Origin of the sequence: Intrasporangium oryzae NRRL B-24470 (genome assembly GCF_000576595.1) — a bacterium.
In the GTDB taxonomy this organism is placed as follows: domain Bacteria; phylum Actinomycetota; class Actinomycetes; order Actinomycetales; family Dermatophilaceae; genus Intrasporangium_C; species Intrasporangium_C oryzae.
Map to the genome: position 1 here is coordinate 1 of NZ_AWSA01000060.1, position 23,455 is coordinate 23,455.

Below are 23,455 nucleotides of genomic sequence, written 5' to 3' on the forward strand. Positions count from 1 at the left end.
CGGCGGCCCGCGGCGGCCACGTCAGCGCAGACCGGCGGCCAGCAGGTCGAAGGCACGCTCGATCGAGGCGTTGAGGTCGCGCCCGTCGCGTCCGCCGGAGCTGCCGTGGTGGTGCTCGATGCAGGCGCGGACGGCGGCCAGGGAGGCCGCCACGGTGAGGCGCGGCTCGAGGGCGGCGCCGGGAGCGACGCCCAGGCGGCGCTCCAGCGCCGCGGTGAGGGCGTTCTCGACCCGAATGTTGTTGCCGATCATGGCCGGAGCGAGGGCCGGCTCGCCGAGGAGGACCCGCCGGCGCTGGGCACGCAGGGCGCGGTCGAGGGTCGAGGGAGCGAGGAGGTCGAGGATCGCGACCCTGAGGCAGTCGAGCGGCGTCTCGTCGGCGGGCTGCGTCTCGATCCGGGCGGCCACCTGGTCGAGGTCCTCGGGCCGGGTGCCGAGCACGGCCGCGTCCTTGGAGGGGTAGTAGTTGAAGAAGGTCCGCGCGCTGACGCCCGCGCGAGCGGCGATGGCGTCGGTCGTGACGGCGGCATACCCCTTCTCCTCGACGAGGTCGAGGGCCGCGCGGTGGATCGCGGACCGCGTCTCGCGCTTCTTGCGCTCGCGCAGGCCGCAGTCCTCGGTGACGGTGCTCATGGGTTCATCCTACTCCGGCATGCAGTGACTGCAAAGTTGCAGAGACTGCAAGTTCGGCGTACCGTGGAGGAATGCCAACCACCTCACCTGCCACGACCGACCTCGAGGCACCGAGTGCGGAGACCGGGCTCGACCCACAGGCCAGACGCATCTTCGGCGCCCTCATGCTCGGCATGCTCGTCGCCTCGATCAGCCAGACCATCGTCAGCCCGGCCATGCCGCGCATCGTCGCCGAGCTCGGCGGCATGGAGCACTACTCCTGGCTCGCCACCGCCGCGATGCTCGTCAGCGCGATCAGCGTCCCGATCGTCGGAAAGCTCTCCGACATCTACGGCCGGCGCGGCTTCTACCTCGGCGGCATCCTCGTCTTCATGGCCGGCAGCATCATCGCCGGCCTCGCCCCCAACTTCTGGGTCCTCGTCGTCGCCCGGGCCGTCCAGGGCCTCGGCATGGGCACGCTCATGCCGCTCTCGCAGACGATCATCGGCGACATCATCCCGCCGCGTCAGCGCGGGAAGTACCAGGGGCTCATGGGCGGCATCTTCGGCCTGTCCTCCATCGCCGGCCCGCTCGTCGGCGGCTTCGTCACCGACCACTTCGGCTGGCGCTGGCTCTTCTTCATCACCCTGCCCGTCGGCGCCGCGGCGTTCGCGGGCATCCAGCGGTTCCTCCACCTCGAGCACGTCGACCGCGAGGTCATCATCGACAAGGCCGGCATCGCCCTGCTGTCGGTGAGCCTCATCCTCCTGCTCACGGCGACCTCGCTCGGGGGCACGACGTGGGCGTGGAGCTCGCCCGAGATCCTGACGATGTACGCCGTCGGCCTCGTCGCGCTCGTCCTCTTCGTCCTCGTCGAGCGCCGTGCCGTCGAGCCGGTCATCCCGCTGCGGCTCTTCCGCAACCGGATCTTCACGGCCTCCAACATCGCGAGCTTCATGGTCTCGGTCATGATGTTCGGCGCGATGATCTACATGCCGGTCTACGCCCAGGGCGTGCTCGGCGTCTCGGCCACGAACTCCGGCCTCATCCTCATGCCGATGTCGGTCGCGATGATCGGCCTGTCGATCCTCAGCGGCCTCGTCATCACGCGGACCGGGCGCTACAAGCTCCAGACCATCCTCGGGGTGCTCATCATGGGCGTCGGCTTCTGGCTGCTCATCCGTCTCGACTACGGCGCCAGCCAGGGCGAGCTCACCCTCGCGATGATCGTGTTCGGCATCGGCCTCGGCATGGCCCTGCAGGTCTACACGCTCGTCGTCCAGAACGCCTCGGCCCGAGCCGACCTCGGGGTCGCGACCGCGTCGACGCAGTTCTTCCGCAACGTCGGGTCGACCGTCGGCATCGCGGTGTTCGGCACGATCATGACGAGCGGCCTGGCCACCAACATCGCCTCGCACCTGCCTGCCGCGGCCCGGGAGCAGATGGCCGGCTCCGGCGCACACCTCAGCGCCGGCTCGGTCCTCGACCCCGCCGCGCTCGCGAAGCTGCCGCCGGCGGTCGCGCACGCCGTCCAGCAGGGGCTGGCCGACTCGCTCCACTCGGTCTTCGTCTGGGGCCTCGTGCCCTTCGCGCTCGCGCTGCTCGCGACCCTCTTCATCCCCGAGGTGCCGCTGCGCGATACGGTCCACGCCGCCGACAAGGCGGAGCACCCCGTCGACCACCCGGTCGAGGCCGCGGCCGAGGAGGCGGGACACGAGCTGCTCGACACGATGGCCCAGTCCTCGCCCGGCGACGAGCGGGACCGGCGGGTCCCGGCCGGGCGCCCCTGACCCGTCGCCGCCTGAGAAGAGTCGAGGCGTTCCTGGACCTGGCCAGGTCCCGGAACGCCTCGACTCTGTCGTCTCCTGGTCAGCCCCAGACGAGTCCCCGGCTCGGGTCCTCGAGGATCGCTGCGAGGTCGGCGAGGAACCGGCTGCCGAGCTCGCCGTCGATGAGCCGGTGGTCGAAGCTCACCGCGAGCTGCGTCACGTGGCGGATCGCGATCTCGTCGTTGCCGTCCGCGTCGGTGACGACCCACGGCTGCTTGCGGATCGCGCCGAAGCAGACGATCGCGCTCTCGCCCGGGTTGATGATCGGCGTGCCGCTGTCGACGCCGAAGACGCCGACGTTGGTGATCGTCATCGTGCCGCCGGCCATCTCGGCCGGCTGGGTGCGACCCTCACGGGCCGTCGCCGTCAGCGAGCCGATGGCCTGCGCCAGCTCGAGCATCGTCATGGCGTGGGCGTCCTTGATGTTGGGGACGATCAGGCCACGCGGGGTCGCCGCGGCGATGCCGAGGTTGACGTAGTTCTTCTGGACGATCTCCTGGTTGGCCTCGTCCCACGTCGCGTTCATGCCCGGGTTGCGCTTGATCGCGATGACGAGCGCGCGGGCGAGGACGAGGAGCGGGGTCACCTTGACGTCACGGAACTCGCGGTCGGCCTTGAGCCGCTCGACGAGCTCCATCGTCTTCGTCACGTCGAGGGTGATCCACTCGGTGACGTGCGGGGCGGTGAACGCCGAACCGACCATGGCCTGCGCCGTCATCTTGCGGACACCCTTGATCGGGGTGCGGACCTCGCGCTCCCCCGTGCCGAACGCCGCGGCTGGAGCCACCGGCGCGTATGCCGCTGAGCCGGCCTCGGCGGAGACAGCCCAGTCAGCCTGCGGCGCAGTCGAACCCGCCGCGTGCGCCGTGACGTCGTCGCGCGTGATGATGCCGTCCGGACCGGTCGGGGCGACCGTCGAGAGGTCGACGCCGAGGTCCTTGGCGAGCTTGCGGACCGGGGGCTTGGCCTTGGGCCGGGAGGACGTCACGCCGGTGTGGCCGTTCACGGCCGGAGCCGGGGCCGATGCTGCGGCCACCGGAGCCGGAGCCACCGGGGCGGGGGCGGGGGCCGGGGTGGACGGCGCCGGAGCGGGAGCGGGCGTCGAGGACGGGGCCGAGCCCGACGGCATACCGCTCACGGCCTTACGAGGGCGGCGGGCCGTGGCGCCCGCCTTCGCGCCGTAGCCGACGAGGATGGCCTCCTGTCCGGCGGTGGGCTCGGCCCGCTCGCCGGGGATCGACGGCGCTGTGGCCGCCGGAGCCGCGGGGGCCTCGCCGCCGGGAAGCCCGTCGTTGATCGCGATGATCGGGGTGCCGACATCGACCGTCTGGCCGACCTCGACGAGGATCTGCTCGACGGTCCCGGACCACGGGATGGGCAGCTCGACGAGCGACTTCGCCGTCTCGATCTCGAGGACGATGTCGTTGACCTTGACGGTGTCGCCGACGGCGACCTTCCACTCGACGATCTCGGCCTCGACGAGACCCTCGCCCGGGTCGGGCAGGTTGAACGTCTTGATTGCCATGTGTCTCAGGCTCCGATCAGTAGGCGAGCGCGCGGTCGACGCCGTCGAGGATCCGGTCGAGGTCGGGGAGGAAGTCCTCCTCCATCCGGCTCGGCGGATACGGGATGTTGGCGCCGGCGACCCGGATGACCGGGGCCTCGAGCTCGTAGAAGCAGCGCTCGGTGACCTGGGCCGAGATCTCGGAGGCCATGCCGAGGAAGCTGCTCGCCTCATGGACGACGACGAGCCGACCGGTCCTGCGGACGGACTCGACGATCGTGTCGATCGGCAGCGGGGAGAGCGAGCGCAGGTCGATGACCTCGATCGAGGTCCCCTCCGCCTCGGCCGCCGCGGCGGCCTCGACCATCGTCTTGACGACGGGCCCGTAGCCGAGCAGCGTCACGTCGGTGCCGGGGCGCACGATGTTGGCCTCGAAGAGGCCGCGCGGGGCAGAGGTCGCGTCGGTGTCGTACTCAGCGCGGTCGTGGTAGCGGCGCTTCGGCTCGAAGAAGATGACCGGGTCGTCGCACTCGATCGCCTGCTGGATCATCCAGTGGGCGTCCTCGGGGTTGGAGCACGCGACGACGCGCAGGCCCGCCGTGTGGGCGAAGTAGGCCTCGGGGCTCTCCGAGTGGTGCTCGGGACTGCCGATGCCGCCGCCGAAGGGGATGCGGATGACCATCGGGATCTTGACCGCGCCGAGGGCCCGGGCGTGGAGCTTGGCGACCTGGCAGACGATCTGGTCGAACGCCGGGTAGACGAAGCCGTCGAACTGGATCTCGCAGACGGGGCGGTAGCCGCGCAGCGCCATGCCGACCGCCGTGCCGACGATGCCCGACTCGGCGAGCGGGCTGTCGATGACGCGCTCCTCGCCGAAGTCCTTCTGCAGGCCCTCGGTGATGCGGAAGACGCCGCCGAGCTTGCCGATGTCCTCACCGATGAGCACGACCTTGGGGTCGCGGTCCATCGCCTTGCGCATGCCGTTGGTCAGGCTCTTGCCGAGGGTGACCTTCTCGAGTGCCATCAGTTCGCCTCCTCGAAGCTCGCCTTGTAGGCGAGGAAGGCGGCACGCTCCGCCTCCATGACGGGGTGGTCCTCGGCGTAGACGTGGTCCCACATCGTCTCGCCGGCCATCGTCTCCATCGTGATGCAGCCCTCGCGGAGCTCGGCCGCGAAGCCGTCGGCCTCCTCGTCGACCTGCGTGAAGAACGCGTCGTCGGCCATGCCCTCATGGGCGAGGTAGGTCTTGAGGCGCAGGATCGGGTCGCGGAACTTCCACTGCTCGACCTCGGCCGAGACGCGGTACTTCGTCGGGTCGTCGGCGGTCGTGTGCGCACCCATGCGGTAGGTGTAGGCCTCGATGAGGAGCGGGCCGTTGCCGTTGCGGGCCTCGTCGAGGCAGTGCTTCGTCACGGCATACGTCGCGAGGACGTCGTTGCCGTCGACGCGGACGCCGGGGAACCCGAAGCCCCGCGCGCGCTGGAAGAGCGGGATGCGGGTCTGCTTGGTGACCGGCTCGGAGATGGCCCACTGGTTGTTCTGGCAGAAGAAGACGACCGGGGCATCGAAGGACGCCGCGTAGACGAACGCCTCGTTGACGTCACCCTGCGAGGAGGCGCCGTCGCCGAAGTAGCAGATGACGGCCGTGTCGCGGTCGGGGTCTCCGGTGCCGACGTTGCCGTCCATCTTCACGCCCATGGCATAGCCCGTCGCGTGGAGGGTCTGGGCGCCGATGACGATCGTGTAGAGGTGGAAGTTGTGCTCGGTCGGGTCCCAGCCGCCCTGGCTGACACCGCGGAAGAGCTGGAGCGAGCTCTGCGGGTCCATGCCACGGACGAAGCCGACGCCGTGCTCGCGGTAGGTCGGGAAGACGAAGTCGTGCGGCTTGAGCGCGCGACCGCTGCCGACCTGCGCGGCCTCCTGGCCGAGGAGGCTCGGCCACAGGCCGAGCTCGCCCTGACGCTGGAGCGCGTAGCCCTCCGCGTCGAGCCGGCGGATGAGGACGAGGTCGCGGTAGAAGCTCCGCAGGTCCTCAGCGGTCAGGTCCGCGACGTACTGGTCGTAGTCGGGATGGGACACGCGCTGACCCTCCGGGGTCAGCAGCTGGATCATGTCCGGGCCACCGTCGCCGACCTCGGGGGTCGGCTGGTGCAGCTCGGCGACAACCTTGTCGCTCACTGGGGCTCCTTCGCCAGCCATGGAGACCGGCCTACTCGTTCGGCCCGCGACCGGGGGTCTCCCGCTCGTCGGCTGTTGGGTGGGGGCAGTGCACGCCGGGGTGACGACGAACACATACGGGTCCTCGGCAGCAACGTACCGGAGCATCCCGAGAATCTCACAATGCGGGACGGACGACCTCTCGACGTGGGCACGGTCACCCTCCAGCGGCATACGTAGGCCGACGGATGCCGCTCACCCGGCGTCGATCGCTCGTGTGTGGCACCATGCGTCCGAGCTCACGACAGGGGACGAACGTGTCAGCAGCAGGGACGGTCGACAGCCGCGCGGTGCGCAAGGCGTGGAAGCGCCTGCCGCTCGCGACCCGCGACGTCGTGCTCAGGGCGGCGCTGAGGGGCGAGCGGCCGCATGCGGATGCGGAGACCCTCGGAACGGCACGCGCCTGGGCGCATCTCTACCCGTCCCGGTCGGTCCCCGGCACCTTGCTGTCGCTCGCCCTGCTCATCCTGGCCATCGGCTTCCCCGAGATCTGGGGTGGGTTCGACTGGTTCATCATCGTCCTTGCCGTCACCGCCCTCGCGTCCTCGGCCTACCTGAACGTCCTCACGGCCAAGGTGCGACGGGTCCTCAGCGCCGCGAACCCCAGCTCCAGGGCGGCGTCGTCAGCAGGCCCTGGCCCTCGATGACGGTCTCGCCGAGGTCTTTGGCGAGCGTGAGGGAACGGGCGGGCGAGCCGAGGCCGACGGGCGCACCGTCGTCGTCGGTCACGTCCAGCTCACGGATGAGCGCCTCGGAGTGGGAGACGACCATGACCTGGCTGCGCTCGGCGGCCGCCCGGATGAGACGCGCGAGCGGGCCGAGCAGGTCGGGGTGCAGGGACGTCTCGGGCTCGTTGAGGACCATGAAGGGCGGCGGGTCGGCCGTGAGGAGGGCCGCGACCCAGAGCAGGTAGCGCAGCGTCCCGTCGGACAGCTCAGCCCCCGAGAGCGGGCGGAGCATCCCCGGCTGGTGGAGCTGGACGTCGAACCGCCCGTCGGTGACGGCGATGTCGAGCCGCGCCCCGTCGAACGCGTCGGCGACCGCGGCGTCGAGCTGGCTGCGGCCGTTCTCGCGGATCGTCTGGAGGGCGGCGGCAAGGTCGGCACCGTCGTCGGCGAGGACCGGGGTGCGGGTGCCGACCTGCGAGCGCCGGGCCGGGGCGTCCGCGTCGGCCCGGAACCCGTCGTAGAAGCGCCAGCCGCGGATCAGCCTCCGCACCGCGATGAGCTCTGGCGCCCGCTCGGGGTCGGCGAGCTCGGTCAGCATGCTCTCCCACGGGCGGAGCGACCGGCTCAGCTCCGTCCAGCCGCTCCGGCCGCCGCCACGGCGAGCCGGCTCGGGGTCGGACTCCCAGGCGTCGTCCGAGGCGTCCCAAGCGTCGTCCCAGCCCGCCTCGGACCCGGTCGAACGGGTCTCGACGACGGACCAGCGCCGCCGGACGAGGACGGTGGACGGCCGCATGACCGGCCCCGCCCAGACGATCTCGCGCTTGATCTCCGGGTCGCGGAGGAAGGCCGACGGCGCGGCGTCGACGCCGCTCGCCTGCTGCGGGAGGCCCAGGTCGACGAGATAGCCGAGCTCGTCGGACGCGAACCCCAGCAGGAGGCTGACCGGGCCCTTGCGCGTCGTGCCCTGGACGGCATACCCCTCCTTGCGTGCGCCGCCGAGGGTCGCCGGCCCCGCCCAGAGAGCCGACTGGAGCCCGCCCTCGCGGGCGAGCGTGCCGATGACGTCGCCGCGGCCGCAGCCGGCGAGGAGGCGCAGCGCGCGGTAGAGGCTCGACTTGCCGCTGCCGTTGGCCCCGACGACGACGTCGAGGCCGTGGAGCGGCACGACGACGTCACGCAGCGACCGGTACCCCGAGACGGCGACACACGTGAGCATGACCCGACCGTATGCCGCCGGGCTGACACCGCGCGGCGGTCTGGTCCCGCTCCGGGTCGGTCCACACCGCATCGCATGCACGATGATCCGCAAGGTGATCAGCAACGTGATCCGCAGCGTGCCCGCCCGCGAATCTCCCTGCACATCAACTCGCATTCGTTGTTGCCCCAGAAGCACGAGACGCCAACTGATCCGCAGGTTGATGGGCAGCCGTGATCACGGCGCCGATCAACCTGCGGATCAGCTCGCGGGTCTCGGCGTCCGAGGTCTGGGTGCGTGCTCCAGGCCTGGTCAGCGGTCGGGATCGGGGTGCGGGGGCTCGGAGGGGTCCGGTCGCGGAGCTTCGGAGAAGGAGACGGCCTCACCGCTCAGGTGTCGCGTTCGGTCACGCGGTTCGAGGCGCGCGGCACCGGCCGGCCCGTCGACGACGGATCGCTCCGCCCCGCCGGCCCCGGAATCAGCCCCCTCCGAACCGGCCGCCCCCACCGAACCGGCCCCCTCGGAGCCGGCCACCTCGGAGCCGGCCATCTCGGAGCCGGCCATCTCGGAATCAGCAGTTGCCGTCGCGCGCGACCCGAGGACCGGCGCCGGGGCGCTAGGGCCGCTCCCGGAATGCAGCGTCATCCAGGCCACCGCGGCAAGGGTCGCGACGAGCACAAGCGCTGACAGCGTCTCGTAGACGGCCGCTGACTGGGGATAGGACCGCACGTCGAGCCCGGTCGTCCGGTAGGCGTCCACCCGGGCCGCCTGCCCGAGCCGCTGCAGGGTCGCCGTCACGAGGGCGCTCGCCGCGACCGCGCCCCCGACCAGACCGGCGACGGCACCCCGCACACCCGGCAGCACCACCCACAGCACGAGCCCGACGAACCCGACGACGAGCATGCCTACGAGACCCACGAGCCCCGGGACGTTCGTCACCACGGTCTCGCTCACCACCTCGCCGGTCACCCGACCCGTGACGACGACCTTGCCCCAGCTCCACGTGGTCTGCGTCGCGAGCACCGCACCGCGACCGGGGTCGGACACGGCCATCCGCCAGGTCGGCGACCCGATCGTCGGCACGGCCAGGGCCAGACCACCGAGCCCCGCAACCGCCACGCCGAGCCGTTCCCACGGCACCTTCATCTCGGCCCCTCACGTCGGACCTCGCCCGGACGACGGCCCGGGTCGACCGCCCTGTCAGCGGGCGCCGAACTCCTCTGCCACCGCGATGAGGCGGGTGTTGGCCTCGGTCTCGCCGATCGTGACGCGGACCCCGTCGTCGCCGTACTGCCTGACCATGAGGCCGGCCTCCTCGCACGCGCGCGCGAAGTCACCGGACTCGGCGCCGAGCGGGAAGTAGACGAAGTTCGCGTCGGACTGCGGGAGCTTCCAGCCCTGGTCGGCGAGCGCCAGCGACACCCGGTCGCGCTCGGCGACGAGGGACTCGACGCGCTCGTTCAGCTCGTCGAAGGCGTCGAGCGAGGCGATCGCGGCGACCTGGGCGAGCGAGTTGACCCCGAACGGGGTGGCCGTCTTGCGGAGGGCGGCGGCCACGGGAGGGTGGGCGACGGCATACCCGACCCGCAGTCCGGCGAGGCCGTAGGCCTTCGAGAAGGTCCGCAGGACGACGACGTTGGGGCGCTCGCGCCAGACCTCGAGCCCGCGGACGGCCTCGGGATCGCGGACGAACTCGACGTAGGCCTCGTCGACGACGACGAGGACGTCGCTCGGCACCCTGTCGAGGAAGGCGTCGAGCTCGGCGGCGTGGACGCACGGGCCGGTCGGGTTGTTGGGCGTGCAGATGAGGATGACCCGCGTCCGGTCGGTGACCGCGGCGAACATCGCGTCGAGCCGGTGCCGCTGGTCGGCGTCGAGCCCGACCATGACGGGCTTGGCGCCGGCCAGCTGGGCGACGATCGGGTAGGCCTCGAAGGAGCGCCACGCGAAGACGACCTCGTCCCCGGCGTCGCAGGCGGCGCTGACGATCTGCGAGAGGACGGCGACCGAGCCGGTGCCGAGCGCGAGGCACTCGGCCGGGACGTCGAGGGCGCGGGCGAGCCGCTGCGTCAACGCCGTGACCGCCATGTCGGGGTAGCGGTTGACCGTCGACGCGGCGTCGGTGATCGCGGCGACGACCGACGGGAGCGGGCCGAAGGGGTTCTCGTTGGACGACAGCTTGTATGCCGTGACGCCCGCAGGTGCCGACGCCGGTTTGCCCGGCTTGTAGTCGGGCATCTGCGCGAGCACCGACCGCAGTCGCACTCGGCTCGCCTCGCTCGTCCCTGTCCTCGCCGCCGCGTCGTCGCTCATGTCCGCACTCTATTCCGAAGTCGTCAGGACGCCCCGGCCCCCGGGGCTGCCCGCGCAGTGGACGATGGCCTGACGGCATACGGCACCTGTGGCTAGGCTCACACCGTCGCGCCAGTGTCGTCCCGACTTTTTCCGTGTCATCTCACTGAAAGACGTTCTTCATGCGCATCGGCATCCTCACGGGAGGCGGGGACTGCCCCGGCCTCAACGCCGTCATCCGCGGCGCGGTCCGCGCCTCCGAGGTCACCTACGACAGCACCGTCATCGGCTTCCGCAATGCCTGGCGCGGTGTCATGGAAGACGACTACGAGCCGCTCGACGTCGAGATCTGCCGCGGCATCCTCCCCAAGGGCGGCACGATCCTCGGCACGTCCCGTGACCAGCCCTTCTCGCGCGAGGACGGCCTCAAGCTCGTGCGCAAGGCCTACGACCGGCACGGCCTCGACGCGATCATCGGCATCGGCGGCGAGGGCTCGATGGGCGTCGTCAACCGCCTCCACGAGAACGGCTTCCCCGTCATCGGCGTGCCCAAGACGATCGACAACGACATCCGGCTGACCGAGATGACGTTCGGGTTCCAGACGGCCGTCCAGATCTGCACCGACGCCATCGACCGCCTGCACACGACGGCCGAGTCCCACCACCGCGTCCTCGTCGTCGAGGTCATGGGCCGTCACGTCGGCCACATCGCGATCTGGTCCGGCCTCGCCGGCGGCGCCGCGATCACGCTGACCCCCGAGGAGCCCTTCGACATCGACGAGGTGTGCGAGCGCATCGTCGGGCGCCACCGCAAGGGCCGCTACGCGACGATCGTCGTCGTCGCCGAGGGTGCCCTGCCCAAGCCAGGCACGTTCGAGATCCCGGCGCCCGAGGTCGACGTCTACGGCCACCAGATCCTCGGCGGCATCGGCCAGATCCTCGCCCGCGAGATCTTCGGGCGCACCGGGATCGAGAGCCGCACCACCGCGCTCGGTCACGTCCAGCGCGGCGGGTCGCCCGTCGCCTTCGACCGGATGCTCGGCACCCGCTTCGGCGTGGCCGCCGTCGAGGCGGCGCTCGACGGCGCGTGGGGCCAGATGGTCGCCCTGCAGCAGGGCCGGATCGAGCGCGTCCCGATCGCCGACGCGATCGGCGGGCTCAAGATGGTCGACCCCGACCTGCTGCGGCTCAACACGATGTTCCAGCCACGCCTTCCGGGTGACGTGCATCCCGGGGCGCGCGTGGAAGACTGACGCGCATGCTCGCGAACTTCGCAATCAAGACCGTCATCAACGGCATCGCGTTGTGGATCGCCGCGTGGGCGGTCCCCGGAATCACTTTCGGCACAACGGGTCACAGCACCTGGGACACCGTCTGGACGGTCTTCCTCGTCGCGCTGATCTTCGGCATCATCAATGCCTTCGTGAAGCCGATCGCCACGTTCTTCTCCGTGCCGTTCATCATCATCACGCTCGGGCTCTTCTTCTTCATCCTCAACGCCCTGATGCTCCAGTTGACCTCGTGGGTGGCCGGCCAGTTCAACCTCGCCTTCCACGTCAACGAGTTCTTCTGGGACGCGATCCTCGGCTCGCTCATCATCACGTTCGTCTCGATGATCCTCGGCTTCTTCAACCCCCGGGACTGACCCGACCCGTCCGTATGCCGCTGAGCCCGCTTCCCCGTGGAGGCGGGCTCGGTGCCTTCTCGGGCGACCCGGGAGCCGCGCCCGCGCCGGGACGGTGCGGGCGGCATACGGGCCATGGACGGCCGCCCCCCGTGGCCCGGTCGCCTCACGGCTGGACGGCGTAGCGCAGCCACAGGCTGTCGTCGTCGAGTCGCTCGAGCTCGACGAGCGCGAGCGGGATGCCGCCGTCACCCATCGGGCGCGGCAACCTCACGACGGACTGGCCTTCGGGCCGTCCCGACACGTGCGGGTTGAGGATGAGCGCGACCTCGTCGACGAGGCCCGCTGCGATCAGGGCCCCGTTGAGCGCCCCGCCGGAGTCGGTCCGCACGGACGCGACCCCGTGCCGTTCGGCGAGCGTCGCGAGCGCGGAGGCGAGGTCGACCCGCTCGTCGCCCGAGACCACGTGCTCGATGCCCCTCCGGTCGAGGTAGTCGATGTAGTCGCCCGGGGTGGACCTGGACACGAGCACGACGATCGAGCGGTACCACGGCTCGGCGAGCGCGTGGATCCAGTTGCGGACCGCGCCCTTGCTGTCGGGGACGACGAGGAGCGGACGGGGCTCGTACACGAGGTCCTCGAAGCCCGGGTACACCGGCACCCGGGGCGGGCTCGGCAGGACGAGCGCCTGGTCCTCGACCGGCTCGGGTGGCCCGAAGGCCTGCGCGGTGACGCTGCCCATGAGGATCGCGTCGCTGTGCCACCGGAAGCCGCGCCGGTAGTAGCGGCCGGGATCGAGGTCGAACCCCACGATCCGACCGTCGATGCTGATCTCGTTGTAGACGACGACGTGTGGTCGGGCCATGCGGCCACGGTAGGCGCGGGCACCGACACCGGTCCCCTCCCGGTCCCGTCGCGCACCCCCCGCCCGGCGACAGCGCTCCTCCGGGGTTTCGGTGTCCCGGGGTGTCGGCTGGAGGGGTGTCGGCGGCGCGGCCTACGGTCGTCCCATGCGGTTGCTCCACACCTCCGACTGGCACCTCGGGCGGACCCTCCACGGGGTCAACCTCCACGAGGCGCAGGCGGCCGTCCTCGACCGCATCTGCGAGCTCGTCGAGAGCCCGCCCGACGGGGTGCCGATCGACGCGGTGCTCGTCGCCGGCGACGTCTACGACCGGGGGGTGCCGCCGGTCGAGTCGGTCCGCCTGTTCGAGTGGACCCTCAGCCGGCTCGCCGAGGTGACGACCGTCGTCGTGACGTCGGGCAACCACGACTCGGCGATCCGGCTCGGCTACGGCGCCGGGCTCTTCCGCGACCGCATCCGGATGATCACCGACCTGTCGCTCATCGACCTGCCCGTCCTCGTCGACGGCAGCGACGGGGTGCGGGCGGCCGTCTACGGCATCCCCTACCTCGACCCCGACCATGCGCGAGTTGCGCTGGCCCGGGGCGGGGAGCCGCTGCCGCGCTCGCACCAGGCCGTCGTGAGCGCCGCCTGCGACCGGATCCGGGAGGACCTCGCGGGGCGGTCGGGCGTGCGCAGCGTCGTGGTCGCGCACGCGTTCGTCGCCGGTGCGGAGCCGAGCGACTCAGAGCGCTCGATCATGGTCGGCGGCGTCGACCGGGTCGCCGGGACCGCCTTCGCCGGGCTCGACTACGCCGCACTCGGTCACCTGCACGGTCCACAGGCGCCCGAGTCGGCCGACGGTTCCGTCGTGCGCTACTCCGGCTCGCCCCTGCGCTACTCCTTCTCCGAGCAGGACCAGTCCAAGGTCGTCCTCCTCGTCGACGTCCGGGCCGAGGGTGACGTCGCCGTCACGCCGGTCGAGATCCCCCAGCCGCGGCCGATGGCGAGCCTGCGCGGGCGTCTCGACGACCTGCTCGAGCATCCCGAGCACACGGTCCACGAGGACAGCTGGGTGCGGGTGACGGTGACCGACCGTGTCCGGCCCGACTCACTCATGGACCGCATCACCTCCCGCTTCCCCCATGCACTGCAGGTCTTCCACGAGCCGGAGGGTGCCATCGACCGCGGGCGCGGCGGGACGACCGTGGTGAGCGAGCGCGACCCGCGCGAGCTCGGCACCGACTTCATCGCCTACGTCACCAAGACCGAGCCGAGCCCCGGCGAGATCGACGTCTTCACCGCCGGCTACGAGGCCGCTCTCGCGGCCGAGCGGCGCGCCGAGGCGGGAGAGGTGGCCTGACGTGCAGCTCCACCACCTGACCATGACGGCGATCGGGCCGTATGCCGGCACCGAAGTCATCGACTTCTCCACCGTCGGGCGCGCCGGCCTCTTCCTGCTCGAGGGGCCGACCGGCTCGGGCAAGTCGACCATCATCGACGCGATCACCTTCGCGCTCTACGGCAAGGTCGCGCAGGCCTCGGCCGACGTCGAGCGCATCCACTCCCACCACGCAGACCCCCGCACGGTCCCGGTCGTGACGCTCGTCTTCGAGACGCAGTCGGGGATCTACCGCGTCCAGCGGACGCCTCGGTTCGAGCGACCCAAGTCCCGCGGCGAGGGGACGACGACCCAGCAGCCGAGCGTCAAGCTCTGGCGGATCGCGACCCCCGACGACCTCGACGGCGGCGACCTGCTCTCGACCAACATCGGTGACTGCGACGACGAGATCGCTCGGGCCGTCGGACTGACCCGCGACCAGTTCGTCCAGACGGTGATCCTCCCGCAGGGCGAGTTCGCGACGTTCCTGCGGGCAAGGTCCGAGGACAAGGGCAAGCTGCTCGAGAAGGTGTTCGGCACGGCCTTCTTCCGTCAGGTCCAGGAACAGGTCGTCGAGGCCGGCCGCGCAGCCCAGGCCCGCCGGCAGTCGGCCGTCGACGAGATCCGGCTCGCCGTGCACGCCTTCGCGGTGTCCGCCGGGCTCGACGTCGAGCGACGCGAAGCCCTCGTTGCGGTGAGCCGTACGGCGCCCGAGTCCCTCGGGGCCGAGCTGGCCCAGGTCGTCGACGAGCTGACGACCCGAGAGCGGCATGCCCGCAAGCGCAGCCGCGAGGCAAGCGACCAGTATCGCCAGATGTCCGAGATGGTCGGCGACGCCCGGCTGCGCCAGCAGCGCCGGGAGCGTCTGCAGGAGCTGCAGCGGCTCGACGAGACCCTGGGTGCGCGGGCCGTCGAGATGAGCGAGCTGCGCGAGGCCGTCACGCGGGCGGTGCAGGCCCGGCCCGTCGCCGGCGCGATGCGGACCCTGGCGCAGTCGCAGGCCGCGCTGCGCAAGGCCGAGACGGCGCTCGCCGCGGCGCGAGAGCGGGTCGAGCCCCACCTGCGCGACCGTGATGTGGCCTTGCTGCGCGAGGCGGCGACGTCGACACGCGAGGTGATCGGCTCGCTGACCGGCGCCATCGCCCTCGAGGCCGACCTCGGTGCGCGCACGGCCGAGCTGCGACGCCGTCGCGAGGAGGCCGGGCGGTGCCGCACCGCCCTCGAGAGCGTGACGAGTGAGCTGGCTGCCCTGCCCTCGGCCATCGCCGCCCACGAGGCTGCGCTCACCGAGGCGCGGCGCCTGGCTGCCCTGCTCGACAGTCGGATCGCCGATGGGCAGCGGGCGAGCGAACGGCTCGAGGCCGCCTCGGCGCACGCGGCTGCGTCCGAACGCGTCAAGGCCCAGGAGCAGACGACGACGGCCGCGCTCCAGGCCGTGCGGGCAGGAGAGGCCCGCCTGGCCCAGCTCCGTCAGGCCCGCATCGACGACATCGCCGGCGAGCTCGGCCTCGCCCTGCGCGAGGGCGACCCGTGCCCCGTGTGCGGCTCCGTCGACCATCCGGCCCCGGCCCGGCCCACCGACGACGCCGTCACCCCCGAGCAGGTGACGGCGGAGGAGCGGCGCGTCGCAGGCCTGCGCGAGCAGGCCGAGCGGCATACGGACGCCCTCGCCTCGCTCCGTGCAGAGGTGCGCGAGCTCGCGGCCCGGGCCGACGGGCTCGGAGTCGACGAGGCGCGCGCCGTCGCGCAGGCCACGGCCGCCGCCCTCGACGAGTCGCTCCGTGCGCGCACCGACGTCGAGCACGGGACGACCCGCTTGGCGGAGCTGCGCCGGCGCGAGGAGTCGCTCGGTGCCCGGTCGGGTGCGCTCGGCGCCGAGCTCGCTCGGCTCGAGCAGACCTCGAGCGACCTCGCAGACCGCATCGACCGCGAGACCGCCGAGGTCGAGAGGGCCCGCGACGGTCAGCCGAGTGTCGCCGCCCGCCGCGACGCGCTCGCCGCAGGCGCGGCCCGGATCGACACCCTCATCGACGCCCTGCTCACGCGGGCCGCCGCGAGTGCTGCCGTGGCCGAGGACGAGACCGCGCGCGATGCAGACCTCGCCAGGTTCGGCTTCGCCAGCGTGGACGAGTGGTCCGAGGCGGAGCGGTCCCCCGAGTGGATCGCCGAGCAGACCGACCGGATCCAGCAGTTCGAGAAGGCGATGACCGAGGTCCGAGCCGGGCTGTCCGGGCCCGAGCTCGCCGACGTCCAGCTCGACGCGCTCTTCGACGACATCGACCAGATGGTCGTCCTCGAGCGCAAGGCCAAGTCCGAGATGGAGTCGGCGACGGCCGAGCTCGGCAGCCTCCACGACCAGGTCGTCCGCGCCCGCCAGCGCGCCGCCGAGGTCACCGAGGCGCTCGGGCGCAACGCCGCCGTCATCGCCGAGACCGCCGACGCCGTGCGCGTCGGCCAGCTCGTCGCGGGCAACGGCGACAACCAGCTCAACCTCGACCTCGCCAAGTACGTCCTCATCCGGCGCTTCGCCGAGGTGCTCGCGGCCGCCAACACCGAGCTGGCCCGCTTCTCCGGGGGCCGCTACACGCTCGAGCACACCGATGCCAAGAAGGGCAACGCCAAGTCCGGCCTCGGGGTGCGAGTCCACGACCTGCACACCAACCAGGTGCGCGACGTCGGGACGCTCTCCGGTGGCGAGACCTTCTACGTCTCGCTGTCGCTCGCGCTCGCCCTCGCGGAGGTCGTGCGGGCCGAGTCGGGCGGGGTCGACCTCGGCACGTTGTTCGTCGACGAAGGTTTCGGCACCCTCGACCCCGAGGTGCTCGACGACGTCATGCAGACCCTCGAGGGCCTGCGCGAGGGCGGCCGTACCGTCGGCATCGTCAGCCACGTGTCCGAGCTCAAGTCCCGCATCGCCGACCGGATCGAGGTCGTCGTCCAGCCCGACCGGACCTCCCGGCTGCGGGTCACGGCCTGACGACGGCGGCGCGCCCAACGGCATACGGCCCGGGCGGCCTGCGGAGGTCCCGCTCGCGGCCCAGCGGGCGAGCGGCATACGGGCCGCTGCGCCCTTGCGGGGGCGGCGGGCGGCTCTAGGCTGCGAACATGAGCGTCGTCGCGAGCGTGTTCGTCGGCCTGGCCGCCCTGCTCCACGTCTCCATCTTCTGGATGGAGAGCATCGCCTGGACGCGGCCAGAGGTCTGGCGGCGCTTCAGCGTCGCAGACCAGCAGTCGGCGGACGTGACCCGCCCGATGGCCTACAACCAGGGCTTCTACAACCTCTTCCTCGCCCTCGGCGCCGGCCTCGGCCTCGTGCTGTGGTGGACCGGGCACGAGACCGCCGGCAAGACGCTGGTCCTTTTCGCCACCGGGTCGATGCTCGCCGCCGCGACCGTGCTGGTCACGTCAGGGCGGCGCTACCTGCGCGCCGCGCTGACCCAGGGCACGCTGCCCCTCCTCGGCCTCCTCACCTTCCTCGCGGCCTGACCTCGACCCCCCGGACTCTCCCGCCACAACAACTCCACCCGGGCGAAGAAACCGAAGCGATCCGGGCCGGAAACACCCCAACAACTCCGCCCCGGCGGAGAAGATCCGGACCTGACAGGCCCACGCCCACAGCAACTCCACCCGGGCGAAGAAACCGAAGCGATCCGGGCCGGAAACACCCCAACAACTCCGCCCCGGCGGAGTTGGTGTGGGGGCACGCGGGCCGGCCAGGGGATCGGAGAAGGCGGGTCCTGCCCCGCGGTCAGGCGGGGTCGGGGACGGACTGGCCGCCGGGGATGCGCGACAGAACGACCAGGGCGATGATGAGGCCGCCGACGACGGCGGCGCCCGAGGCGAGGGTCGAGTAACCGAACGCGCCGACGACGAAGCCGGCACAGGCACCGCCGAGCGCGCCCATGAGGCCCATGACCACGTCCGACAGGCCTTGCGTGGCCGGCCGTTCGGCGACGGTGATGGAGGCCGTGAGCATCGTCGAGCCGGACACGAGGGTGCACGACCAGCCGAGGCCGAGCAGGAAGAGCGCCAGCAGGAGCAGCCCCGACCAGCCGTCCTGCGAGCGGGAGGCGAGCAGCGCGGCCACCGTGAGGATGCCGCCACCGAGGGCTGCGATCGGTCTGGCGCCCCACCGGTCCACCGCCCAGCCGATGACGGGTGAGAGCGCGAACATCCCCAGGATGTGCATCGAGATGACGAACCCGATGACCTCGAGCTCAGCGTGCCCGTCTTCCATGTGCACCGGCGTCATCACCATGACGCTGACCATGACGACGTGGCCGAGGGCCGTCGTCAGCATTCCGACGAAGGCCCCGAGGTTGCTGCGCACGACGCGCAGTCCGCGACTCACCGACCCGTCGTGGTCGACCGGCGGGTCCGCACGGACCGCGTCGTCCGGGCGCTCACGGACCCCACCATGGTCGACGTCCCCGCCGAGCCCGTCGACGGGCTCGACGGCGACCGCGCGCTTCCCCGCTCCGTGGGCCGGTGTCGTCACCGTCTCCGGCACGACGTCGACCTCGTCCGTATGCCGTCCACCCGCCGCCCGCGCCTCCGCGAGGTCGAGCGCCCGCGAGGTCAGCAGCGGGTCGGGCCGGAGCAGCCGGTTGATGACGAGGAAGGCGAGGACGAACCCGACCATCGAGAAGACGAACGACCCGGCGAGCTCGGGGACGCCAATGGCCTGCGCGAACGCCTTGCCCGGGCCGACGAGGTTGGGGCCGAGGACCGACCCGATCGTCGTCGCCCAGACGACGATCGACAGGTCGCGCCCACGGTGCTCGGGGGCCGCGAGGTCGGCGGCGGCATACCGTGCCTGGCCGTTGCTCGTCGTCCCGCCGCCGAGGAGGAGCATGCCCACGATGAAGAGCGCGAACGACCCCACGACCGCGGCGGTGACGACCAGCCCGGCCCCGGCGAGGGCGAGGACGTAGCCGAGCTGCAGTCCGACGCGACGGCCGCGGGCGGCCATGATCCGCGCGACGGGGATGGTGATGAGCGCGCCGCCGAGCACCTGAGCGGTCGACCCGAGCCCCGCGAGCGACGCTGCGCCCGAGAGGTTCTCGGCGAGCAGCACCCCAACCGACAGGCCGCTCGCCATGCCGAGTCCGGCGAGGACCTGCGACATGACGAGCGTGCGGATGACCTTGCGCTGCAACGGTTTGCGTTCGGCGATGGGCCCCATGGCCGCTCCTCCCCCGCCCACGCCCACGTCCACGCCCAGGCTCACGCGACGTGTCGACGTGAGGTGATCACGCGGAAGCGGTTCGCCACGAAGGCCGCGTCGGTGTAGGCGGCGTTGGCGGCCGGGTTGGCGCCCGTGCCGTGGAAGTCGGAGAAGGCCGCCGTCTGGTTGACGAAGATCTGGCCGGTCAGGTTCTCGGACAGCGCCACCCCGGCCTCGGCCGCTGCCTCGCGGGCCGCGTCGAGGACCTTCTCGTCGGTCGAGTAGACCGCCGCCGTCATCGCGCCGTGCTCACGAACGGTGTCGGCGAGCTGGGCCAGGGACTGCTCGGTGGACGAGGTCCGGATGAGGAACCCGACCGGCCCGAAGCACTCCTGCGTGTAGATGTCCTCGCGGGCGACGTCGACGGCCACGAGACCGGGTGCACGCACGACCGCGTCGGCCCAGCCCGGGTGCGCGATCCGGCGCGAGTCGAGGACGACGCGACCCTCGGCGTCGGCGGCGAGCGCCGCGAGGGAGTCGGCGTTGGCGCGGACCTGGTCGTTGACGGTGGCGCCGAGCAGCTCGACGGCCTTCGCGTCGTCGCCCGTGAGGCGTGAGATGGCTGCTGCGAGCCGGTCGCCGAACTCGTCGAAGGACAGGTGACCCTCGTCGGTCGCGACCCCGTCGGCGGGGACGTAGAGGTTCTGCGGGGCGGTGCACATCTGGCCGGAGTAGAGCGTGAGCGAGAAGGCGAGGTTGCCGAGCACGCCGCGCAGGTCGTCGGTCGAGTCGACGACGATCGTGTTGATGCCGGCCTTCTCGGTGTAGACGAGCTTGCCGTTGGCCGCAGCCGACTGCTCGAGCCAGGCGCCGAAGCCCGGGCCACCGGTGTAGTCGATGATCGCGACCTCGTCGCGCTCGGCGAGTGTCTTGGCCAGGCCCTGGCCGTCGGCCTCCGCGGCGAGCTGGACCAGAGCGGGGTCGAAGCCGGCCTCCTCGAGGACGGTCCGGGCGACCTCGACCGAGATGGCGAGCGGCAGGACGGCTCGCGGGTGCGGCTTGACGACGACGGCGTTGCCCGTCACGAGGGAGGCGAAGATGCCCGGGTAGGCGTTCCACGTCGGGAACGTGTTGCACCCGATGACGAGCGCCACTCCGCGCGGCACGATCCGGTAGTCCTTCTGCATGCGGGTCGGCGCGGGGTTGCCCTCGCGGTCGCGGCCCGGCTTCTCCCAGACGACGGTCCCGGGGACCCGCTCCTGCTCGACGAGACCGGCGGCCACCGCCTCGATGGCCCGGTCCTGCGCGTGCGGGCCGCCGGCCTGAAACGACATGACGAACGGCTGCCCGGAGGTGTGCATGACGGCGTTGGCGATCTCGAAGCTGCGCTGGTTGATCCGGTCGACGATCTCGATGCACACCGCGGCCCGGACCTGTGGCCCGGCGTCGCGCCACGCCGGCATCGCGGCCCTCGCCGCGGCCAGCCCCGCCTCCACCGCGAAGGCCGGGTAGGTGACGCCGAGGGCCGGACCGTAGGGGGAGACCTCGCTCCCGACGAAGGTGCCGTCGGTCGGCTGACCCGAGAGGGCGGCATACGGCCGGCCGAGGTGCGCCTCGTGGGCGGCGAGCCCGTCGGCGGCGGCCGACTCGCCGTAGACGCGGGGGCTCGGCGACTCGGGGTAGCGCGAGTAGTAGGAGCGCTCGGCCAGGGCCTGACGGATCTCGTCGAGGACGCCGGCGTGGGCGGCGAGGAGCGGGTGGGCGGGCGTCGTTGCCGGTGCAGTCACGGCTCGATGCTAGTCCCGGCGCCTGACGGCCCCCTCGCCCGACCGGGCTCCCGACCGACCTCCGACGCCCCTCCCAGCGGCCGCAGGGCGACGTCGTCGGGGCAGGATGGGCGCCATGGACACCGACCCGACCCGCACGGACCCGACCCGCACGGACCCGACCAGCCGGCCGTCCACGCTCACCGCGTCGACGCCGGACGAGCTGGGCGAGGCCGCCCCGGCGGAGGAGGCGCCGCCCGTCGCCCCCGTCGCCGTCATCGGCGCCGGCGCCATGGGGGCCGGCATCGCCCAGGTCGCGGCGGCTGCCGGCCACGACGTCAGCCTCGTCGACGCCGCACCGGGTGCGGCCGCCGCATCGCTCGCACGCCTGAGCGAGGGCCTGAGCCGCCTCGTCGCCAGGGGCCGGCTGACGCAGGAGGAGGCGACCGCGATCGAGGGTCGGATCACCCCCGTCGCCTCCATCGACGCGCTCCCCGATTGCGACCTCGTCATCGAGGCCGTCCCCGAGGACCTCGAGCTCAAGCGCCGGCTGTTCGCGGAGCTCGCGCTCGGGCAGCCGTCGACGACGGTCCTCGCAACGAACACGTCGAGCCTCGACATCTCGGCCATCGCCGACGAGGTGACCGACCCCGAGCGGGTCCTCGGCCTGCACTTCTTCAACCCGCCGACGCGCATGCGCCTCGTCGAGGTCGTCCACGGCGAGCTGACGGCGCGCGCCTACGTCGAGTTCGCGACGGGCCTCATGCGGACGTGGGGCAAGACCCCCGTGGTGTGCGCGTCGACGCCGGGGTTCATCGTCAACCGGGTCGCCCGGCCGTTCTACGGGGAGGCGCAGCGGATCGTCGAGGCCGGGGTCGCCGACGCCGCGACGGTCGACTGGATCCTCCGCGAGAAGGGCGGCTTCCCCATGGGCCCGCTCGAGCTGACCGACTTCATCGGCCAGGACGTCAACCTCGCCGTCGGCACGTCGGTGTGGGAGCAGACCGGCCGCGACCCCCGCTACGCCCCGACGGAGCTCCAGCGCAGCCTCGTGGCCCGCGGCCGGCTCGGTCGCAAGTCGGGCTCGGGCATCTACCCGTATGCCGCTGACGGCACTCTCGTGGAGACGCCGCCTGATCTCGGGCTGGCCGAGCGGCTCGTCGGCGGGCCGGTCGCGACGGATCCCCTCGCGCGGACCCTCGCCATGCTCGTCAACGAGGCCGTCGACCTCGTGCGACGTGGCGAGGCGAGCGCCGAGGACGTCGACACGGCGATGGTCCTCGGCACGCGCTACCCGAAGGGTCCGATCGCGTGGGGGCGCGAGATCGGGTTCGACGTCGTCGCCGCGCAGCTCGCCGAGCTCGACGCGGCGTTCCCGGGCGGCCGCTACCGGCCGAGCCCGGCCCTGACCGACGGGAGCATCGCATGAGCGACCAGAACCTCGACGATGACCCCACGGCCGGCATGACGAGCATGGCGGGCAGGGAGAGCATGGCTGACATGGCCGACATGGCCGCGGAGGCGCGCGTCGACCTGTGGGCGGACCCCGCGTCGGGGGTCGCGTTCGCGCGCAGGATGTGGGACGACGACGTGGCCTCCCGGGGCCTCGGCATGGAGGCCGTCGTCCTCGAGCAGGACCACGCGGTCGTGCGGATGCCGGTCCGGCCCGACATGGTCAACGGGCACGACATCTGTCACGGCGGCTTCATCTTCACGCTCGCCGACTCGTGCTTCGCCCTGGCCTGCAACTCGCGAGGCAGGACGACGGTCGCAGCGGGGGCGGACATCGCGTTCACCGCACCCGGCCGGCTCGGGGACGTGCTCGTCGCCGACGCGAGGGTGCGGGCGGCATACGGCCGCAGTGGCATCACCGACGTGACGGTCCGGCGGGAGTCGGACGGCCAGATCATCGCCGAGTTCCGCGGCCGGTCGAGGTCCCTCAAGCACCCCTCCCCCTCCACCCCGTGAACCGAACGCAGCGTTCGTTCTCGAACGCGCTGCTAGAGCACTGAGTGCGAGAACGAACGCTGCGTTCACCCGGCTGGGGTGGGACCCGGGCGGGGGCGGAGCTGTGGGTCGGTCAGCGGCCGGGGCGACGGGTGCCGGCTCGGGTGCCGGCCGAGAAGGCGGCCGCACCGCCCGTGCTGGTCGAGTAGACGGTCGCGGACCCGCCCGAGGCACCCCGACCGGAACCGGCGCGACCAGAACCGCCACGACCCGAACCGCCACGGCCCTGGCCTGCGCCGCGCGTGCCGGCAGCCTGGCCGTCACCGCCGGAGCCGGAACGACCCCGACCCCGTCCGCGGCCACCGTCGCCGGGACCACGACCGTTGTCGGGACCACGACCGGCGTCGGC

The 23,455-nt window shown here is 72.1% G+C and carries 19 protein-coding genes; 9 read left to right on the forward strand and 10 right to left on the reverse strand.

What is annotated here, in order from left to right; translation table 11 throughout:
* Positions 1–21: 21 nt before the first annotated feature.
* Positions 22–633, reverse strand: a complete 612-nt coding sequence (locus N865_RS18890; protein ID WP_034809427.1) for a TetR/AcrR family transcriptional regulator — start codon at positions 631–633, stop codon at positions 22–24.
* Between the two features lie 71 nt (positions 634–704).
* On the opposite strand from N865_RS18890, the gene N865_RS18895 reads away from it, so the two are divergent.
* Positions 705–2,402: an MDR family MFS transporter gene (locus N865_RS18895; RefSeq protein ID WP_051511064.1), complete on the forward strand. Its 1,698-nt coding sequence runs from the start codon at positions 705–707 to the stop codon at positions 2,400–2,402.
* Positions 2,403–2,481: 79 nt separating this feature from the next.
* Here the strand turns inward: N865_RS18895 and N865_RS18900 are convergent, their stop codons facing one another.
* From N865_RS18900 to pdhA, 3 genes are read right to left on the reverse strand one after another with little or no spacing between them, the layout of a single operon-like run.
* Entirely contained in the window at positions 2,482–3,966 is a 1,485-nt protein-coding gene (locus N865_RS18900) for a dihydrolipoamide acetyltransferase family protein (RefSeq protein ID WP_034809430.1), read from the reverse strand.
* Between the two features lie 16 nt (positions 3,967–3,982).
* The gene (locus N865_RS18905; RefSeq protein ID WP_034809433.1) at positions 3,983–4,969 is read right to left on the reverse strand and encodes an alpha-ketoacid dehydrogenase subunit beta; all 987 of its coding nucleotides are present in this window, start codon (positions 4,967–4,969) and stop codon (positions 3,983–3,985) included.
* Complete coding sequence (gene pdhA / locus N865_RS18910; protein WP_034809444.1) at positions 4,969–6,123, reverse strand: pyruvate dehydrogenase (acetyl-transferring) E1 component subunit alpha; 1,155 nt, start codon at positions 6,121–6,123, stop codon at positions 4,969–4,971. The genes N865_RS18905 and pdhA overlap by 1 nt, the downstream gene beginning before the upstream one ends.
* Positions 6,124–6,419: 296 nt before the next feature.
* Between pdhA and N865_RS18915 the strand changes: the two genes are divergently transcribed.
* Entirely contained in the window at positions 6,420–6,809 is a 390-nt protein-coding gene (locus N865_RS18915; RefSeq protein ID WP_157557780.1) for a hypothetical protein, read from the forward strand.
* On the opposite strand, the gene N865_RS18920 is transcribed toward N865_RS18915, so the two are convergent.
* The 3 genes from N865_RS18920 to hisC all read right to left on the reverse strand — a co-directional run bounded on the left by N865_RS18920 (position 6,751) and on the right by hisC (position 10,338).
* A complete protein-coding gene (locus N865_RS18920; protein ID WP_034809474.1) occupies positions 6,751–8,046 on the reverse strand; it encodes an AAA family ATPase in 1,296 nt (431 codons plus the stop codon). The two genes, N865_RS18915 and N865_RS18920, sit on opposite strands and share 59 nt — an antisense overlap.
* 291 nt (positions 8,047–8,337) lie before the next feature.
* A complete protein-coding gene (locus tag N865_RS18925) occupies positions 8,338–9,171 on the reverse strand; it encodes a hypothetical protein (RefSeq protein ID WP_034809448.1) in 834 nt (277 codons plus the stop codon).
* A 54-nt stretch (positions 9,172–9,225) separates the two neighbouring features.
* A complete protein-coding gene (hisC, locus tag N865_RS18930; RefSeq protein WP_034809450.1) occupies positions 9,226–10,338 on the reverse strand; it encodes a histidinol-phosphate transaminase in 1,113 nt (370 codons plus the stop codon).
* A 161-nt stretch (positions 10,339–10,499) separates the two neighbouring features.
* Between hisC and N865_RS18935 the strand changes: the two genes are divergently transcribed.
* Together N865_RS18935 and N865_RS18940 are read left to right on the forward strand one after the other, a co-directional pair.
* The gene (locus tag N865_RS18935) at positions 10,500–11,570 is read left to right on the forward strand and encodes a 6-phosphofructokinase (RefSeq protein WP_034809452.1); all 1,071 of its coding nucleotides are present in this window, start codon (positions 10,500–10,502) and stop codon (positions 11,568–11,570) included.
* Positions 11,571–11,575: 5 nt separating this feature from the next.
* Positions 11,576–11,962 (forward strand): phage holin family protein, encoded by a 387-nt coding sequence (locus N865_RS18940; protein ID WP_034809454.1) that lies wholly within the window; start codon positions 11,576–11,578, stop codon positions 11,960–11,962.
* Positions 11,963–12,107: 145 nt separating this feature from the next.
* Here the strand turns inward: N865_RS18940 and N865_RS18945 are convergent, their stop codons facing one another.
* A complete protein-coding gene (locus tag N865_RS18945) occupies positions 12,108–12,806 on the reverse strand; it encodes a dihydrofolate reductase family protein (RefSeq protein ID WP_034809457.1) in 699 nt (232 codons plus the stop codon).
* 145 nt (positions 12,807–12,951) lie between these two features.
* Between N865_RS18945 and N865_RS18950 the strand changes: the two genes are divergently transcribed.
* The 3 genes from N865_RS18950 (at position 12,952) to N865_RS18960 (ending at position 17,652) form a co-directional block, all read left to right on the forward strand.
* The gene (locus N865_RS18950) at positions 12,952–14,148 is read left to right on the forward strand and encodes an exonuclease SbcCD subunit D (RefSeq protein WP_034809458.1); all 1,197 of its coding nucleotides are present in this window, start codon (positions 12,952–12,954) and stop codon (positions 14,146–14,148) included.
* 1 nt (position 14,149) lies between these two features.
* Positions 14,150–17,143, forward strand: coding sequence for an AAA family ATPase (locus N865_RS18955; protein WP_034809460.1), 2,994 nt, complete (start codon positions 14,150–14,152; stop codon positions 17,141–17,143).
* A gap of 128 nt (positions 17,144–17,271) precedes the next feature.
* Positions 17,272–17,652 (forward strand): DUF1304 domain-containing protein, encoded by a 381-nt coding sequence (locus tag N865_RS18960; RefSeq protein WP_034809463.1) that lies wholly within the window; start codon positions 17,272–17,274, stop codon positions 17,650–17,652.
* A gap of 262 nt (positions 17,653–17,914) precedes the next feature.
* On the opposite strand, the gene N865_RS18965 is transcribed toward N865_RS18960, so the two are convergent.
* The gene (locus N865_RS18965; protein ID WP_034809466.1) at positions 17,915–19,351 is read right to left on the reverse strand and encodes an MFS transporter; all 1,437 of its coding nucleotides are present in this window, start codon (positions 19,349–19,351) and stop codon (positions 17,915–17,917) included.
* Between the two features lie 41 nt (positions 19,352–19,392).
* Positions 19,393–21,120 carry a phenylacetic acid degradation protein PaaN gene (gene paaN, locus N865_RS18970; protein WP_034809469.1) on the reverse strand — a complete coding sequence of 576 codons (1,728 nt, stop codon included), beginning with the start codon at positions 21,118–21,120 and terminating at the stop codon, positions 19,393–19,395.
* A gap of 115 nt (positions 21,121–21,235) precedes the next feature.
* Here paaN and N865_RS18975 point away from each other — a divergent pair, with 115 nt between their 5' ends.
* Complete coding sequence (locus N865_RS18975; RefSeq protein ID WP_084328381.1) at positions 21,236–22,528, forward strand: 3-hydroxyacyl-CoA dehydrogenase NAD-binding domain-containing protein; 1,293 nt, start codon at positions 21,236–21,238, stop codon at positions 22,526–22,528.
* Positions 22,525–23,067 carry a hydroxyphenylacetyl-CoA thioesterase PaaI gene (gene paaI / locus N865_RS18980; protein ID WP_245603845.1) on the forward strand — a complete coding sequence of 181 codons (543 nt, stop codon included), beginning with the start codon at positions 22,525–22,527 and terminating at the stop codon, positions 23,065–23,067. The genes N865_RS18975 and paaI overlap by 4 nt, the downstream gene beginning before the upstream one ends.
* Positions 23,068–23,455: the final 388 nt, after the last annotated feature.

What these genes read in the sequence shown, in the direction of transcription:
- hisC (WP_034809450.1), bottom strand. Translation starts at nt 10,338, where the DNA reads ATGAGCGACGACGCGGCGGCGAGGACAGGGACGAGCGAGGCGAGCCGA.
- N865_RS18900 (WP_034809430.1), bottom strand. Translation starts at nt 3,966, where the DNA reads ATGGCAATCAAGACGTTCAACCTGCCCGACCCGGGCGAGGGTCTCGTC.
- N865_RS18945 (WP_034809457.1), bottom strand. Translation starts at nt 12,806, where the DNA reads ATGGCCCGACCACACGTCGTCGTCTACAACGAGATCAGCATCGACGGT.
- N865_RS18925 (WP_034809448.1), bottom strand. Translation starts at nt 9,171, where the DNA reads ATGAAGGTGCCGTGGGAACGGCTCGGCGTGGCGGTTGCGGGGCTCGGT.
- N865_RS18935 (WP_034809452.1), top strand. Translation starts at nt 10,500, where the DNA reads ATGCGCATCGGCATCCTCACGGGAGGCGGGGACTGCCCCGGCCTCAAC.
- N865_RS18895 (WP_051511064.1), top strand. Translation starts at nt 705, where the DNA reads ATGCCAACCACCTCACCTGCCACGACCGACCTCGAGGCACCGAGTGCG.
- N865_RS18960 (WP_034809463.1), top strand. Translation starts at nt 17,272, where the DNA reads ATGAGCGTCGTCGCGAGCGTGTTCGTCGGCCTGGCCGCCCTGCTCCAC.
- N865_RS18920 (WP_034809474.1), bottom strand. Translation starts at nt 8,046, where the DNA reads ATGCTCACGTGTGTCGCCGTCTCGGGGTACCGGTCGCTGCGTGACGTC.
- N865_RS18950 (WP_034809458.1), top strand. Translation starts at nt 12,952, where the DNA reads ATGCGGTTGCTCCACACCTCCGACTGGCACCTCGGGCGGACCCTCCAC.
- N865_RS18890 (WP_034809427.1), bottom strand. Translation starts at nt 633, where the DNA reads ATGAGCACCGTCACCGAGGACTGCGGCCTGCGCGAGCGCAAGAAGCGC.
- N865_RS18905 (WP_034809433.1), bottom strand. Translation starts at nt 4,969, where the DNA reads ATGGCACTCGAGAAGGTCACCCTCGGCAAGAGCCTGACCAACGGCATG.
- paaI (WP_245603845.1), top strand. Translation starts at nt 22,525, where the DNA reads ATGAGCGACCAGAACCTCGACGATGACCCCACGGCCGGCATGACGAGC.
- N865_RS18975 (WP_084328381.1), top strand. Translation starts at nt 21,236, where the DNA reads ATGGACACCGACCCGACCCGCACGGACCCGACCCGCACGGACCCGACC.
- N865_RS18940 (WP_034809454.1), top strand. Translation starts at nt 11,576, where the DNA reads ATGCTCGCGAACTTCGCAATCAAGACCGTCATCAACGGCATCGCGTTG.
- N865_RS18965 (WP_034809466.1), bottom strand. Translation starts at nt 19,351, where the DNA reads ATGGGGCCCATCGCCGAACGCAAACCGTTGCAGCGCAAGGTCATCCGC.